13 protein-coding genes are annotated in these 16,282 nt (G+C 44.6%); 3 read left to right on the top strand and 10 right to left on the bottom strand.

Annotated elements, in window-relative coordinates:
• Nucleotides 1-549 (top strand): YkoP family protein, encoded by a 549-nt coding sequence (locus RBH91_RS17415; protein ID WP_076762125.1) that lies wholly within the window; start codon nucleotides 1-3, stop codon nucleotides 547-549.
• Between the two features lie 43 nt (nucleotides 550-592).
• Here RBH91_RS17415 and RBH91_RS17420 read toward each other — a convergent pair whose 3' ends face one another.
• The 3 genes from RBH91_RS17420 to RBH91_RS17430 all read right to left on the bottom strand — a co-directional run bounded on the left by RBH91_RS17420 (nucleotide 593) and on the right by RBH91_RS17430 (nucleotide 3,606).
• Nucleotides 593-1,408 (bottom strand): metallophosphoesterase, encoded by an 816-nt coding sequence (locus RBH91_RS17420; RefSeq protein ID WP_307892347.1) that lies wholly within the window; start codon nucleotides 1,406-1,408, stop codon nucleotides 593-595.
• 116 nt (nucleotides 1,409-1,524) lie between these two features.
• On the bottom strand, nucleotides 1,525-2,355 hold the full coding sequence (locus RBH91_RS17425) for an undecaprenyl-diphosphate phosphatase (RefSeq protein ID WP_307892348.1): 831 nt from the start codon (nucleotides 2,353-2,355) through the stop codon (nucleotides 1,525-1,527).
• Nucleotides 2,356-2,454: 99 nt separating this feature from the next.
• Entirely contained in the window at nucleotides 2,455-3,606 is a 1,152-nt protein-coding gene (locus RBH91_RS17430; protein ID WP_076762128.1) for an AI-2E family transporter, read from the bottom strand.
• A 206-nt stretch (nucleotides 3,607-3,812) separates the two neighbouring features.
• On the opposite strand from RBH91_RS17430, the gene RBH91_RS17435 reads away from it, so the two are divergent.
• A complete protein-coding gene (locus tag RBH91_RS17435) occupies nucleotides 3,813-4,799 on the top strand; it encodes a Gfo/Idh/MocA family protein (protein ID WP_076762129.1) in 987 nt (328 codons plus the stop codon).
• Nucleotides 4,800-4,841: 42 nt separating this feature from the next.
• Here the strand turns inward: RBH91_RS17435 and RBH91_RS17440 are convergent, their stop codons facing one another.
• The 4 genes from RBH91_RS17440 to tlpB (RBH91_RS22795) form a co-directional block, all read right to left on the bottom strand.
• Complete coding sequence (locus RBH91_RS17440) at nucleotides 4,842-5,366, bottom strand: type 1 glutamine amidotransferase domain-containing protein (RefSeq protein ID WP_307894784.1); 525 nt, start codon at nucleotides 5,364-5,366, stop codon at nucleotides 4,842-4,844.
• Nucleotides 5,367-5,525: 159 nt separating this feature from the next.
• Nucleotides 5,526-7,508 carry a methyl-accepting chemotaxis protein gene (gene tlpB / locus RBH91_RS17445; RefSeq protein ID WP_307892349.1) on the bottom strand — a complete coding sequence of 661 codons (1,983 nt, stop codon included), beginning with the start codon at nucleotides 7,506-7,508 and terminating at the stop codon, nucleotides 5,526-5,528.
• A 130-nt stretch (nucleotides 7,509-7,638) separates the two neighbouring features.
• Nucleotides 7,639-9,681 carry a methyl-accepting chemotaxis protein gene (tlpB, locus tag RBH91_RS17450; RefSeq protein ID WP_449727718.1) on the bottom strand — a complete coding sequence of 681 codons (2,043 nt, stop codon included), beginning with the start codon at nucleotides 9,679-9,681 and terminating at the stop codon, nucleotides 7,639-7,641.
• A gap of 238 nt (nucleotides 9,682-9,919) precedes the next feature.
• Nucleotides 9,920-11,905 carry a methyl-accepting chemotaxis protein gene (gene tlpB, locus RBH91_RS22795; RefSeq protein WP_307892351.1) on the bottom strand — a complete coding sequence of 662 codons (1,986 nt, stop codon included), beginning with the start codon at nucleotides 11,903-11,905 and terminating at the stop codon, nucleotides 9,920-9,922.
• Between the two features lie 136 nt (nucleotides 11,906-12,041).
• Between tlpB (RBH91_RS22795) and RBH91_RS17460 the strand changes: the two genes are divergently transcribed.
• Nucleotides 12,042-12,779, top strand: coding sequence for a protein-glutamine gamma-glutamyltransferase (locus tag RBH91_RS17460; RefSeq protein ID WP_076762133.1), 738 nt, complete (start codon nucleotides 12,042-12,044; stop codon nucleotides 12,777-12,779).
• On the opposite strand, the gene RBH91_RS17465 is transcribed toward RBH91_RS17460, so the two are convergent.
• The 3 genes from RBH91_RS17465 to RBH91_RS17475 form a co-directional block, all read right to left on the bottom strand.
• On the bottom strand, nucleotides 12,769-13,812 hold the full coding sequence (locus RBH91_RS17465) for a nitronate monooxygenase (RefSeq protein ID WP_307892352.1): 1,044 nt from the start codon (nucleotides 13,810-13,812) through the stop codon (nucleotides 12,769-12,771). The two genes, RBH91_RS17460 and RBH91_RS17465, sit on opposite strands and share 11 nt — an antisense overlap.
• 15 nt (nucleotides 13,813-13,827) lie before the next feature.
• Nucleotides 13,828-14,229 carry a secondary thiamine-phosphate synthase enzyme YjbQ gene (locus RBH91_RS17470; protein ID WP_307892353.1) on the bottom strand — a complete coding sequence of 134 codons (402 nt, stop codon included), beginning with the start codon at nucleotides 14,227-14,229 and terminating at the stop codon, nucleotides 13,828-13,830.
• Nucleotides 14,230-14,292: 63 nt separating this feature from the next.
• Nucleotides 14,293-15,957 (bottom strand): glycoside hydrolase family 13 protein, encoded by a 1,665-nt coding sequence (locus RBH91_RS17475; RefSeq protein ID WP_307892354.1) that lies wholly within the window; start codon nucleotides 15,955-15,957, stop codon nucleotides 14,293-14,295.
• Nucleotides 15,958-16,282 lie beyond the last annotated feature (325 nt).

Here is a 16,282-nt window from a genome sequence, read left to right on the forward strand (position 1 = left end):
TTGAGAAGCTGTTTTTTGTCAATTTGGAGCGTGATTGACCCGTTTTATTATTTTTTTTCAAGACTGACACTCATCGATAAAACGCACTCAAGCATTTTTCGCGTCCGTTTGACGAAGTATAAAGGGATCGATGTGGTATTAAGCGATGGAACGGTTATTAAAAAGAACGATGTTCTCATCAAAATTCATCTGCATAATATTAAACTGATCAAAGAGCTTCAAAATATTGAGAGCGCTGTCAGAAGGGGTATTCTCACTTATCAAAAGGCTTTTGTTTCGATGCCGATCTTAGCGGAATATGTAAGAAATCATCAGCAGACAGATCAAATCAAAGGGATTATCGGGATTACAACACTGCATAAAGGTGTTGAAAGACTCGGCTTTGAAGCGGTTGAGCCTGCAAGCCAGTTTTACAGAATATTCAAGAAGCTGACTCAAATACCGATTTTATATTTAACAACAAAGCAATTTTCTCTTCGTAAAATCCCGCCTTCTCAATATTTGTTTATCTCGAAAGAAAAATTGTTCAATTCCTATCTTCCGAAATAAAAAAAAAGAGACTGATGCGCGTCATACAGCAGCAGCCTCTTTTTTATGAAATATGATGGAATGTCACTTCAGGCCGGCTTCCGATGCGAATGTTGGCTCCGGTCTGACCCAATCCCTCACTGATATAAAACGGTTTGTCATGATGATAATGAAGTCCTTTGATCATATTCATTCGCACAAGCTTTCCCATCTTCACAAGATGATAAGGCTTCGGCCAATGAATCTGTCCTCCGTGAAAATGTCCTGACAGGAGATAGTCAAAGTGAAATTCCTTCATATCGAGCACAACATTCGGATCATGCGTCAAGACGAGATTGTAGCCGTCTTTCAATCCTTCATAAGAATCTGTGACATTGCTTCTTTTCGTACTGTGGTCATCAATGCCGATAATGTTTAATGTCCCGCCTTCCACTTCAATGGAAACATGCTTGTTCTGCAGAGTGACACATCTGTTTTCCTCTAAAACACTTTTAAGTTTTTGAAAGTGTTCGCCTTTCAGTACGTAGTCATGGTTTCCGAACACGGCATACATTCCGTATGTCGGGTTAAGCTGCCGCAAGGCTTTCAAGTAGTGAACTAGCTTTGGAATGTTTCGTTTTCGGTCAAGAAAATCTCCTGTTAAAGCAATGAGATCCACTTGTTTCTGATCTGCAAGGTCAAGAATCTGTTTCGGTGAAATCGAAATGTTTTCTAAATGAAGATCTGAAAGGTGAAGTATATTCAGCTTCTTCCTGAAAGGTTGTGCTTTTGTCCGATCGATCGAAATCGTGTTGACTTTTACATCTCTCGTGTTGTGATTCGCTTTATATAAAATAGGTACCAAGCCTAATATAAACAATACAAGTACAATAACAAACATTTCATATCTCCTCCCTCTTACTAGTATAGTAAGCTTGGAGGGTGTTTTACAGTGGGAAATAATAGAATATCAATCTATTTACCCATACAAAAACCGATTTCCAAAGAAAATCGGTTTTAAAGAAACAAAATGAACAGGAGAATTCCTAAAATGATCCGATAGATTGCAAACGGAACAAGTTTAATTTTATTGATCAATCTGAGAAAGAAACGAACGACAAAAAGAGCTACGATAAAAGCGCTGATAAATCCCGCAATAAAAAACGGAAAAAGATCTGCACTAAGGAATGCCCAGTTTTTAATCAAAGAAAGCAGGCTTGCTCCCATCATGATCGGAATGGCCATGATGAATGTGAAGTCCGCGGCTGCCCTGTGATTTAACCCGAGAATGACGCCGCCCGAAATCGTCGAGCCTGACCGGGAAAATCCTGGCCACAGCGCCAAACATTGAAACAGCCCCATGCCGAGCGCCTGTTTGTATGTCATCTGGTCAACTGAGTCTGTCGTATCATTTCGCTTGTTAACCCAGTCAGCGACCAGCATCAAGACCGCTCCGGCGATGAGCCCGATCGCTACAGTACGGACGGAGAACAGGTATTGGTCAATGTAATCTTCAAATAAAAATCCAAGCACTGCGGCGGGAACGAGCCCGACCGCGATTTGGGCGAGCGATAGACGGCTTCCTTGTTTCTGCGCTTCCGTGATGTTTTTCTTCATTCCAAGCAAATTGAGTATCCGATCTTTGAAAACGATGGCCACGGCAAGAATCGAACCGAGCTGGATGACAACTTTAAAAGTATTTGCCGCTTCCGGTGTAAGCAGCTCTTTTGATTTCAGCAGCAGGTCATCCACAATGATCATATGCCCTGTTGATGAGACGGGCGCATATTCAGTCAGCCCTTCAACTATTCCTAAAATGACGGCCACCATGATATCCCAAATATTCATATGTCATTCCCTTCACTTGGCACGCTTCTTGGTGCGAAATTAAAACTTGTCCTCTTATCACCTATTTATATTTAGTTAGAATCGGTTTATGCAGGTGAATTATGACCTGTCTTCTCCTGTTCTGTCATAAAGGTGTGAACGCTGTTTAAACCATTCAAACAAGTGAATGACAACGACTTTGATGACAGCGTACCCGGGAATGGCGAGAATGACTCCGATGACGCCGAACAGCTTGGCGGCCGTTAATAAAACAAAGATGATCGTCACCGGATGGATATGCAGATTTTTCCCCATGATCTGCGGTGAAATAAATTTGCCTTCAAACAGCTGAACAACGGTCCAGACAATGATCAGCTTCACAAGCATAAATGGAGATGTAACCAAAGCGATAATAATCGCCGGCGTGATTGCAATCGTCGGTCCGAGATACGGCACGATGCTCGTACAAGCGGCAACAAGCGCTAAAAGAGAGGCATATTCAAGACCGATGATCATATATCCGATAAATAAAAGACAGCCGATGCAAAAGCTGACGATGATCTGTCCCCTGATATATGAACTTAAACGGTTATTCATCTCAGACATGACGACATACGTCTGTTCTCTTAAACGGACAGGGACAAATTTTAAAATAAACAATGGCAGCTTTTTGCCGTCCTTCAGCAAGTAAAAAAGGACGAAAGGCACGGTCACAATTGAAATCACGACTTCTGTAACGGCCCCTATAAAAGTTCCCACACCTGTAAACGTACTGTTTAAAATGGTTGTCGCCTGATCAGATATTCTGCCGGCCAAATCTGTCAGGTTAATGTTCAGCGTCTGCTGAACCTGATTGAAAAACCGGCTTCCGATCATCTGTTTGATTTGATCCTCGACAATATGGACATACCTTGGAAAATTGTCGACGAGGCTCATAATCTGTTCCCTCAGCAATGGGATAACCGAGACGATCGAGATGGTAATCAGACCGATTATCACAATGTAGAGAAGAAGAATTGAATAAATTCTTTTCACTTTTTTCCGTTCTAAAAAATCAACAATCGGATTTAGCAGATAATAGACAACGCCAGTCAGTACAATCGGCAAAGCGACTGTCTCAATGAGAACAATAACAGGAGTGAAGATAAATGATGCTTGTGTAAATACGAGTATGTTTAATCCGATGAGCAGCAGGACAAGCAAAAACAACACAAATTTATTGTCTAAAAAAAACCTTTTAAATCTGCCGCCCCACATATGCAAAGAGTCCATGGCGTTCCTCCAAAACGTGTCTTTTTATAAATTGTACACTATTACTCCTGTACTGAAAAATAAAAACCGCGCTTTTTGGTCTTTTTTTCCGCTTTTTCATTCGGTGATGATATACGATACGATCGAGGTCTCTGACTTTTGTCTTCCTGCCTCAGAACAAAACACGGTATAATATTCATATATCATTGCGAAGGGGGAAATGAAACATGGTACGGTTCGGTGTAGTGGGAACGAATTGGATTACAGACCGCTTTCTTGAAGCAGCCGGAATGACGGACGATTTTCAATTAGCCGCCGTGTATTCAAGGACGGAGGAGCGCGGCCGGGAATTCGCACAAAAATACGGAGTCACAGCTGTTTTTACTCATATTGAAGACATGGCAAAAAGCGATTGTATTGATGCTGTTTACATCGCAAGCCCCAACTCTTTACATAAAGAACAAGCGGTTGCATTGATGAAAAACGGAAAGCACGTTTTATGCGAAAAACCGCTGGCATCTCATACAAGAGAGGCTGAGGAAATGGTGAAAACCGCTCAGGCTCACCGGGTTGCTTTTATGGAAGCCATGAAAACCACGTTTCTCCCGAATTTTAAAAACATCATCCGCCATTTGCCGAGAATCGGAAAAATCCGCCGCTTGACGGCCAGCTATTGCCAATATTCCTCACGCTATGACGCCTATAAAAACGGCACTGTTTTAAATGCGTTTAATCCCGCTTTTTCAAACGGCTCTCTGATGGACATCGGCGTCTATTGCGTTCATCCGGCGGTCGTTCTGTTCGGGAAACCGCTTGAAGTCAAGGCGAACGGGCTGATTCTTGAGTCAGGAACAGATGGTGAAGGAACGGTGCTCTTAACATATGAAGAGCATGAAGCCGTCTTGATGCACTCCAAAATTTCCAACTCATACATGCCGGCGGAAATTCAAGGAGAAGACGGCTCAATTGTCATCGATAAAATCCACCGGCCTGAAAAAGTCGAGATCCGCTTCCGCGATGGCAGCATCGAAGATATTACAATTCCTGATGAAAAGCCGGCGATGTTTTATGAAATAGAGGAATTTATCAATTTAATCAAACAAGGCCGGATTGAATCGTCTGATAATACGTTTGAACGCTCTCTCACCACATTAGCGGTCATGGATGAAGCGCGCCAACAGATCGGCCTCGTTTTTCCCGCCGACCGGCAGTAAACGAAAGAGCCGCCCTTTCGATCAATGGGCGGCTCTTTCGTCTTAATATTGTGCCAACAGATCGGCAAATGCTTTAACATAGATTGGCAGGTCGGGCGGGCGGCGGCTTGAGACGATATGACCGTCAACCACTGCAGGTTCATTCACCCATTTGGCACCGGCATTTTCCATGTCATCCTTGATTCCCGGCGTGCTCGTCACCTTTCTGCCTTCCAATATACCGGCAGAAATCAGCACCCATCCGGCATGGCAGATTTGTCCGATCGGCTTGCGCTTTTCGTTGAACGTGCGGATGATCTGAAGCACTTCAGGATATCTTCTTAGTTTGTCAGGCGCCCAGCCGCCCGGAACCAAAACCGCATCGTATTCATCGATGTTTATGTTTTTCATATCATAATCCGAGACAGCAGGCACGCCGTATTTCCCCCTGTATTCATGGTCTGCTTGTTCACCGATTAAATGGACGATCGCTCCTTCTTCCCTCAGCCTTAAAATCGGATACCAGAGCTCTAAATCTTCAAATTCTTCGCTGACGAGAGCAATAACTTTCTTCCCTTCTAATCTCATCATGTGATCCCTCCTATACCATCAGTGTACGATAAACTGAAGCCGCTTAAAAAGCAAAAAGGCGGTTTATACCTATACCCTTTCCTTTCAGCCATAAAACATGCCGACCTTCGTCCCATACATAAAGGGCCGCCGGGGGCAATGCCGGCAGCCTTTCGTTTAGTCGATTTTAAATTTTTTCGTTAAATCGCGGAGCTCCTCTGCCATTTGTTCGAGTGTTGCTGAGGATGAGCTGATCTCTTCCATGGAAGCCATCTGTTCTTCCGCCGAGGCGGCGATATCCTGAATGCTGCCTGAGCTTTCTCTGGATACATCGGCAATCTCTTCTACTGCGCCGGCTACTTCCTGTGACCCTTGCGACAGCTGTTCAACAGCCGAATTCATCGTCTGCAGCTTTCCTGCGATTTCGTTTGTCATATCATAAATTTGTTTAAAGCTTGTATCTGTTTCATCAGTGATGCTGAGTCCAGACTGTACTTCACGGTTGACGTTCTGGAACATATCAAGCGATTTTCCGATTTCATTGACGATTTCCTGAATGAGGCCTTCTATTTCTTTTGCAGATGATGCGGATTGTTCTGCCAGTTTGCGCACTTCTTCAGCAACAACTGAAAATCCCCGCCCCGCTTCACCGGCCCTTGCGGCTTCAATCGCGGCATTCAGCGCCAGCAAATTCGTCTGATCTGCGATTCCGTTGATGACACGCAGGATGGCCGTGATATCTTTTGATTTGCCTTCAAGTCCTTTAACGACGGATTCCGCCTGTTTGACTGATTGATCGATTGAGTTCATTTGGCCGACTGTTTTTTGCACCAGCTCTCCGCCTGTTTCGGCAATGTCCGTTGACTGAGCGGATGATTCTGTAATTGCCGCAGAGACTTTGGACATTTCCAGCAAACGGCTGTTCATGTCAGTCAGCTGCTGGGCGCTTGTTTCGACTTTCTCATTTTGGCTTTCGTTTCCGTTTGAAAATTGCTCAATCGCCGATGTAATATGCTCGGTCGCCTTGCTTGTCTGATCTGCGCTTGCCGTCAGCTGTTCTGATGAAGAGGCTACATTTTCAACAGATGTCTGAATGACGCTGATCAAAGAGCGCAGAGACTCGGCCATTTCGTTAAAGCTTGTACCAAGCTGTCCCAGCTCATCTTTGGAGCGGACATTGATCTTTTGCGTCAGATCTCCGCCGCTGATATTTTTCGCTGAAGAAACAAGCTCGCTTAACGGTCTTGTGATTGATCTGATCATAAAGACCATCAGGATGAGACCCAGAACGATGCTTATGACCAGCGTGATGAGAGCGGCATGAAGGACGGGCTGTGAAGCTTCTGTGACTTCATCAATATACATCGTTCCGCCGATTTTCCAGCCGGTTTGTTTGTTTGTGGCAAAAGCCATTTGCTTTTCGCCGTCTAATTGATATTTAAATGTGCCTTTTTCCTTGGCATATACTTCTTCAGACCAATTGCCTTCAACATCTGAGCCCGCTTCATTTTTCGGATGGGCTACGAACTTTTTATCAGCACTTGTGATAAAAGCATAGCCACTTTTGCCGATTTTGACGCGTTCGGTCGCTTTAATCAGCTCATCGATTTTCATGTTGATGGCCACAACGCCGGATCCGTCCTCATTTTGCTTGGCGATCGTAATGACCATCGTACCGGTTGAAGCCGTCTTGTAAGGATTTGTGATGACCACTTCACCTTGATGTTCAACAGCCTTCTTATACCAATCTCTTTCAACCGGATTATAGTCGCTCGGCATTTCTTGAAATGGATAGCGGACGAACCCCCCGTCTTTTGACCCCGTAAAAATACCCTCGACATCTGGATGAAGCTTGGCATACTGCTCAAATTTTTCTTTGATAGAAGCGTTTCCTTTCTCTTTGTATGTACTCTCCTTCATTAAGCTGCTGAAATGGGAGGCTGCGTTCGCTTTCTGGCTGATATTCTGGTCGATGATTTCATTCAGCTGCTCAACATTCTCACGCGCACTGCTTATGATTTCCGTATCAAGGGTGCTGCTGGCCGTTTGATATGCGCTGTAAGAAAGAACAATGATAGGAACAGTTAAAATGAATAAGAATGATAGAATTAATTTTTTGGCAATCGAAGGATGTTTCATCCAATTGATCATTTTTGGCATTGTCTTGTTGACCCCTTTTCTTTTATATCTTTAATATCGGCTCATTTAAAAAGTTTTTATATGCATTTTTTAACTTTTTATAGTACAAAACAGCTAAAAAACACCCAGATCAAATCTGGGTGTTTTGGTTTTATTCAATCTTGAATTTCTTTGTCAGATCACGGAGTTCTTCAGCCAGTTCAGCCAATGTTGTCGAGGAGGCACTGATCTCTTCCATTGAGGCAAGCTGTTCCTCTGCTGAAGCGGCGATATCCTGAATGCTTGCGGAGCTTTCTCTGGAAACGTCTGCAATCTCTTCAACAGCGCCTGATACTTCTTGTGATCCTCGCGAAAGCTGCTCGACTGCGCCATTCATCGTTTGCAGCTTACCGGCGATATCATTTGTCATTTCGTATATTGTCCTGAAGCTTGACTCTGTTTCATCGGTAATTTGAAGTCCTGACTGCACTTCATGGTTGACCGATTTAAACATGTTCAGAGAGTTGGCAATTTCTCTGACGATTTCTTGAATTAAGTTTTCGATCTCTTTCGCCGAATCGGCTGACTGGGCGGCCAGCTTCCGTACTTCTTCAGCGACGACTGAGAAACCCCTGCCCGATTCTCCGGCGCGGGCCGCTTCGATCGCGGCATTCAGCGCAAGCAAGTTCGTTTGGTCGGCGATCCCGTTAATGACGCGCAAAATACTTGTGATGTCTTTTGATTTGCCTTCAAGCTCTTTGACGACCGCTTCCGCTTGCTTAACAGAACGATCGATTGAATTCATCTGTCCGACGGTCTTTTGAACAAGTTCTTCTCCTTTTCCGGCAATTTCCGTTGATTTTAATGAGGCATCGGTAATGGCTGCTGACGTTTTGGACATATCGGCTAGTCCGTTGTTCATGTCATTCAGCTGATGTGAGCTTGCTTCCACTTTTTCTTTCTGGCTTTCATTTCCGTCAGAAAATTGTTCGATCGCCATTGTAATATGCTCGGTCGCTTGGCTTGTCTGCGCCGCGCTTGCGTGGAGCTCTTCAGATGAAGAGGCCACATTGTCGACGGATGTTTGAATAACGCTGATCAGCGATCTGAGAGACTCAGCCATTTCATTAAAGCTACTTCCGAGCTGCCCGAATTCGTCTTTGGAACGTATTTCAATTTTCTGTGTCAGATCTCCGCTGCTGATGCTTTTCGCCGATGAAACGAGCTGGTTCAAAGGCTTGCTGATTCCGCGGACAATAAAGTAGACGAGAATGCCCCCAAGCGCAATCGCTGCCGCTAAAATGATCACCGCCATGTTGAAAACTGGCTGGGCACTTTCTGATATTTCATCTGTAAACATCGTTCCGCCGATTTTCCAGCCGGTTTGTTTATTGGTTGTGAAAGCCATTTGCTTTTCTTTGCCTTCAAACGTGTATTTAAAAGCGCCTTTTTCTTTGCTGTACATTTGTGTGATCCAGTCGCCTTCGCCTTCCGTTCCAGCTTTAATTGACGGGTGGGCTACATATTTTTTGTCATTGCTTGAAATAAACGCAAACCCTTGTTTTCCGATGTTCACGCGCTCGGTCGCTTTAATCAGTTCATCGATTTTCATGTTGACGGCGACAACGCCGGAGCCGTCTGCCGTTTGCTTGGCGATTGTAACGACCATCGTGCCTGTCGAAGCTGTCTGGTAAGGATCTGTCACGATCACTTTCCCTTTATTTTCAACAGCTTTCTTATACCAGTTCCTTTCAACCGGATTATAATCGCTTGACATTTTTTCATCAGGATAGCGGACGAACAAACCGTCTTTTGAGCCAGTGTAGATGGCTTCCACATCTTCATTCAGCTTGGCGTACTGCTCAAATTTTTCTTTCAGCGACACATTTCCTTTTTCTTTATAAAGCTTCTCATCCACCCAATCGCTGAAATATGATACCGCATGTTCTTTTTTGCCGATGTTTTGATCGATAATTTCATTTAACTGGTCGACATTATCGCGCGCGCTTCTCATGATTTCATTTTCAAGGGAGCTTCCTGCCGTATTATAGGCGCTGTAGGATAAAACCAAAATCGGTATTGTTAAAACCAATAAAAAACTTAAAAACAGCTTTTTTGAAATAGACGGACGTTTAAGCCAGTCCAATAATGTGTTCATTTTATAAAACTCCTTTAATTTCTGGATTATGAACCTAATATCGGAGGCTTCGTTCATTTGTGTATATTAAAAAACTTTAATAAGCATTTCGAAACATTCTTAAAATAAGCAAAAGGAGGCTGGTAAAACAGCCTCTCAGTTTAAAGAGAAAGCGGGGGGCTGACATCCAGTGGCAGAAAAGCCCTCACCTTTTCTATTTCGCAAGCTCCAAAACACAAGATACGGGCATTTTATTTCTAATTTATTCTATATACAAATACAAAAAGCTGTCGAGATTTTCTCGACAGCCCCTTCTTTATTCAATCTTAAATTTTTTCGTTAAATCGCGAAGTTCTTCAGCCATTTGCTCAAGCGTTGCAGCTGATGAACTGATCTCTTCCATGGAAGCCAGCTGCTCTTCCGCTGAAGCGGCAATATCCTGAATTCCTGCGGAGCTTTCTCTTGAAACGTCCGCAATCTCTTCGACCGCTCCCGATATTTCTTGTGAACCATTTGTTACATGTTCAACTGTACCATTCATCTGCTGGAGCTTTCCTGCGATTTCGTTTGTCATATCATAAATTTGTTTAAAGCTTGATTCCGTTTCTTCTGTAATCACAAGTCCTGACTGAACTTCGTGGTTAACGGATTTGAACATGTTGAGAGAATGTTCGATTTCTTTGACGATATCCTGAATCAGCGTCTCGATTTCTTTGGCTGATCCCGCTGATTGTGCGGCTAGCTTTCTTACTTCTTCAGCGACGACTGAGAATCCTCTGCCAGACTCGCCCGCCCGCGCTGCTTCGATAGCGGCGTTCAGTGCAAGCAAATTCGTTTGATCGGCGATTCCGTTAATCACGCGCAGGATCGCTGTAATATCTTTTGATTTTGATTCAAGCCTTTTGACAACCTGTTCAGCCTGTTTGACTGATTGATCAATCGAATTCATCTGACCGACGGTTTGCTGCACGAGCTCTCCGCCCGTCTCGGCAATTTGCGTCGATTGAGTGGATGACGCTGTTATCGTTTCTGATATGCCGGCCATTTCGTTCAGCTGGTCATTCATTTGGCTGAGACGCTGTGAGCTTGTTTCGACTTTCTCGCTCTGATGTTCTGCACCGCTTGAGAACCGCTCAATGGCTAATGTAATATGCTCGGTCGCCTTGCTTGTCTGATCAGCGCTTGCCGTCAGCTGTTCTGAGGAAGACGCAACATTATCAACCGATTCTTGGATGGTGCTGATCAACGAGCGCAGTGAGTCGGCCATCTCGTTGAAGCTTGTGCCAAGCTGGCCGAATTCATCCTTTGAGCGGACATCGATTTTTTGGGTCAGATCCCCTTCACTGATGCTTTTCGCTGATGAAACGAGCTGACTTAAAGGTTTGCTGATGGCGCGGACAATGAAGTAGACAAGAATGCCGCCTACCGCAATCGCCCCGGCCAGCGTCATGAGCGCCATATTTAAAACCGGCTGTGCAGCATCTTTTATTTCATCTTTAAACATCGCTCCGCCGATTTTCCAGCCGGTTAATTTGTTTGTCGTATAGACTGTTTTCTTTTCCTTGCCTTTGTCAGTAAAATCGAATTCGCCTGCGTCTTTGCTGTACATTTTTTCGGCCAGACCGGACTCCACCTCAGTTCCGGCTTTGATCTTTGGATCGGCGATATAGTTTTTATCCTTGCTCAAGATGAAAGCAAATCCGGTTTTGCCGATGCTGATGCTGTTGGCCGCTTCGATCAGCTTATCTATATTCATGTCAAGGGCGACAACGCCCGATCCGTCTTTCGTTTGTTTGGCAATGGTGATGACCATATGGCCTGTTGATGCCGACTTGTAAGGCTCAGTAACGACCGTTTCGCCTTTTTTCTCAACGGCCTGTTTATACCAGTCCCGTTCGACCGGATCATATCCGCTCGGCAATGATGCATTTGGATATTGGGCGTAAACACTTTCTTCCGAACCGGTGAAAACGAGCTCCACATCCGGATTTTGCTTCGCAAATTGCTCAAACCGTTGTTTAATAGAAGCTTGGCCTTTCTCTTTGTATGCTTTTTGATTCACCCATTCGCTGAAATAAGCAATAGACGTCTCTTTGCCGCCGATATTTTGATTAATCATTTCATTCAATTCATCGACATTGTCTTTGGCGTTTCTCATGATCTCTTCTTCAAGGGTGCTGCTCGCCGTGGAATATGAGGTCACCGAAAGCACTAAAATCGGGATTGTTAAAATCAATATAAATGAGAAAATTAATCTTTTTGAAATAGATGGACGCCTCGTCCAATCTAATAGTTTTTTCATAGATGATGTCTCCCCTTTCTCTACTTTTATCGGAGACTGATCATCTTTTTTAAATTAAAAAAAGCGAAAAATTAAACCGTTTTCCTGCCCAAGCCTCTGGCATATCTTAATAAAAAAAGGAAAAGGGTGTTTTCCTATGATAAGTATTGCAGGCTATGGGCTTCGTCCTGAGGATGTGGAAAAGCTGAATGTCAGCCAGACACAGAAGGGCATTGCAGGCCAGATGCTCGCCTTGCCTTCCAGGTACAGCTACGCATCGGTGTCGGAACTGTTATTTGAATTGAGATTCAGAGAACATACCATCGAATCGGCCAGGGAACTGATCAACAGCGGAGCGAAGTTTGCCACTTTTTCAAAAACATACGGCAATGAAGAGTTTTGGAGGGTGACGCCTGAGGGGGCCTTGGAATTGCGATACAGGGCATCCGCTTCCAAAGCGATTAGAAATATTTTTGGAAGCGGCCCCCTTTACGCATTTGAATGTGCGACTGCGATTGTCATCATCTTTTATATGGCGCTGGTCAAAACGATTGGGGACCAAAAATTTGACCAGAATTATCAAAGGATCATTTTATATGATTGGCATTATGAGAAGCTCCCGATCTACACTGATAAAGGAAATGACTTCCTGCCGGGAGACTGCCTGTATTTCAAAAACCCTGAATTTGATCCGGAAAGACCGCAATGGCGCGGAGAAAACGCCATTTATTTAGGAAATGATCAATATGCGGCACACGGATTAGGAATCTTGAGCGCCGAGACCATTATTAAAAAGCTGAACGGGCTGAGAAAGCCGGGCGCCCAGACGTCCGCCTATCTGCTTTCACAGGTCACACGGGTCGATATTCCGGCTTTATTTGAAATTATAAGATAACGCCGGCGGGCACAAGCTGATCCATCAGCTCTTTTACCGTCGTTTGCTTAGTAGCTGCACGCACGCCCTGCCCGCACCATAATGACATGCTTTCCGGGTTTCCTTCAAGCTGCGCCTGTTTTCGCATCGGCTTCGTCAATGTATTTTGCAGCGGATACGGCAATGCATTGTCTTCGTCTATTCGCCTGTCTTCCATCCACTGGTTGACAATGCCTCTTGCCGGTTTTCCCGAAAACAACCTTGTCAGCCTTGTGTCGGTTTCAGCCGCCTCGATCAATTTTTGTTTGTATACGGCAGATGTGCCGCTTTCCATGCACGCCAAAAAGGCGGTACCCAATTGAACGCCTTGAGCGCCTAGAGCAAACGCTGCCGCCACGCCTCTTTTGTCATAGATGCCGCCTGCAGCAATCACCGGAACCGACACATGATCGGCGGCTTGCGGAATCAGGGCGATCAAGCCGACAGCATCCTCACCCTTCGTATGCAGAAAGGCTCCCCTGTGACCGCCTGCTTCACTTCCCTGGACGACGATAATATCCATCCCCTTTTCTTCAAGCAGTACGGCTTCATCAACTGACACTGCAGTTCCGATCAAACAGCAGTCTCGTTTTTTAAGCTCTTTGACAGCATCGACAGGAGGCACTCCAAAAGTAAATGAACAGACTTTGACACCTGAGTTGAGAACGATGTCTATTTTTTCGTGAAAATCATTCCAATCCTGTTCCTCATCAGTTTCAAGCTCAGCTGACTGTGATAAAGGAATCTTATTTTGCCAATCTTCGATTTTTTTCCGGCTGACTTTTTCCCTTTTTTCCGGAACGAAGAGATTGACTTGAAACTGAGCTGACGTGAGCTGTTTCGTTTCCTCGATCTGCCTTTTTAAAGTCTCGGGCGTCAGATAACCTGAAGCAAGACTCCCTAAACCGCCGTAATTGGAAACGGCGGCGGCGAGCTGCGGCGTTGCTGGTCCGCCTGCCATCGGCGCTTGTATCACAGGCTTTGACAGTGAGAGAAGCTTCATGAATTCGTTCATTTTTCTATTCCCCTTTCACCCGGCTATGATTTTGAAATAGCAGGTCCGTGTTCTCGGACCGTCGAATTCGCAGAAATAAATGCCCTGCCATGTTCCAAGGATCAGCTTTCCGTCTTCAATGATGATGTGCTGGGAGGCTCCTATCGTACTTGATTTCATGTGGGCTGCAGTATTGCCTTCCATATGCCGGTCAAGCTGATGCTTCCACGGATACACTTCATCAAACCTTCTCAGCATATCCCGTTTGACATCAGGATCGGCATTTTCGTTTATCGTAATGCCGGCTGTTGTATGCGGGCAATAGACGATAACAGCACCGTTTGAAATGTCTTCTTCCATGACAAACTTTTGCACTTGATCCGAGATGTCAAGCATTTCATCACGATGGTTTGTCTGAATCTGTATTTTTTTCAACATCTGAATCTGCTCCTTTCTTTATCACCATTTCTTCAATTCGCTAAAAGTTTGTCATCTCCTGTTTTACAATAGGTAAATGCGTGCTTCATACGGTTTCATGATAAAGGATGTGAGATGTTTGTGAACTGGCACATCCATATTGGCCAAAAGCAGTCTGCTGCTTGATAATGGGTATGCGGAATACTGGTAAAACGCGGAATGCCGGCTGAGATTCGTCATGATGATCGCGGTCTGGTCCGGTAACTTGCGCAAATAAGCAAAAATCTGCTGATCTTCATGAAGGACAAGCTCGAACGTTCCATCGATGAAGATGTCATGACACTTCCTGAGAAAGATCATCTGCTTATAAAAATGGTAGACTGAATGCCGATCCTTCTTCTGGTTTTCCACATTGATCAGCGGATCATTTTCATTTAGACGCAGCCAAGCCTTTCCGTTTGAAAATCCGGCATTTTTTTCATCCGTCCATTGCATCGGTGTTCTCGCATTATCCCTGCTCTTCTTCCAAACCGCCTTCATGATGTCTTCATGTGAGCTGCCTTTCTCCTTTTGAATCTGATAGTAATTTTTGATGGAAACATCATCGTAATCCTCAATATCGGAAAACGCCACATTTGTCATGCCGATTTCCTGTCCCTGATAAATGAAAGGCGTTCCCTTCATAAAGAAATACATGGCAGCCAAGGCTTTGGCGCTTTCATTTCTGTATTTCCCGTCATCTCCCCAAACCGAAACCGAGCGGGGCTGATCATGATTTTCTATAAAAAGGGCATTCCACCCTTTCCCTTCAAGACCGGTCTGCCATCTGGACAAAATCCGCTTCAGCCGAACGATGTCAATTTGTTCTTCATCACCGATGTCCCAAAGCCCCAGATGTTCAAACTGGAACATCATGTTAAATATGCCGTTTTCCTCGCCGACCCACGCCTCCGCCTCAGCGACACTCACCCCGTTCGCCTCTCCGACCGTCATGATATGCGGATGCTTGGCGAACGTTTCTTCCTTCAGCTCCCGGAGAAATTCCATAATTCCTTCAACATTCATATGGCCGTCAAAGGATGGCACAAAGGAGAGTCCTTTCGGATGAGGAAGATCTGGCAGGCCATCTTTTTTCTTAATATGTGAAATCGCGTCCACTCTGAAGCCGTCGATTCCTTTCTGAAGCCACCAGTTGATCATTTCATATACGGCGCGGCGCATACGGATGTTTTCCCAATTCAGATCCGGCTGCTTTTCGTGAAAGACGTGAAGATAATATTGATCCGTTTTTCGGTCATAAGTCCAGGCTGAACCGCTGAATATGCTTTCCCAGTTGTTCGGCTCATGCCCGTCTTTCCCATCTTTCCAAATATACCAGTCCCGTTTTGGCGATTTTTTATCCGACCTTGATTCTATAAACCATGGATGCTCATCGCTCGTATGGTTGATAACGAGGTCGATGAGCAGCTTCAAGCCGAGCTGATGCGCTTCAGCCAGTAACGCATCAAAGTCGTCCATCGTCCCGAACTCTTCCATGATGTTTTGATAATCCCTGATGTCGTAGCCGTTATCGGCATTGGGGGAATCAAAGACAGGACAGATCCAGATGGCATCCGCTCCAAGTTCTTTCATATACGGCAGCTTCGCCCTGATCCCGTTTAAATCCCCTATTCCGTCCCCGTTTGAATCCATAAAACTGCGCGGGTAAACTTGATAAACGACAGCCTCTTTCCACCATGCCCTTGTCATCCAAACACCCCTTGTTGTGATGTCATTATATATAGAAGGCTTTTCGAGCTAAACATCCCATAAACTTTGATATACCAACGATTATACGTTTTTTTATGCTGAATATGCTTTGCGGCTTATAAATCTTTGGAAAGGAAGTTACAAGGTGACACACGCTATTTTTTGTGATCGTTTTTTATGCTGTGCTGCATTGTGACCACGTTTATTCTTGAAAAAAAGAAGAGAACACAGTTCAAACTGAAGATGATAAAGCATTGAAGTAAATACAGTTGAGAGCAGCCTAAATCCTTTCGAAACAGATCTGAGTTAATGCAGAATGACGCAA

It is taken from the genome of Bacillus swezeyi, from assembly GCF_030908325.1.
GTDB lineage: Bacteria > Bacillota > Bacilli > Bacillales > Bacillaceae > Bacillus > Bacillus swezeyi.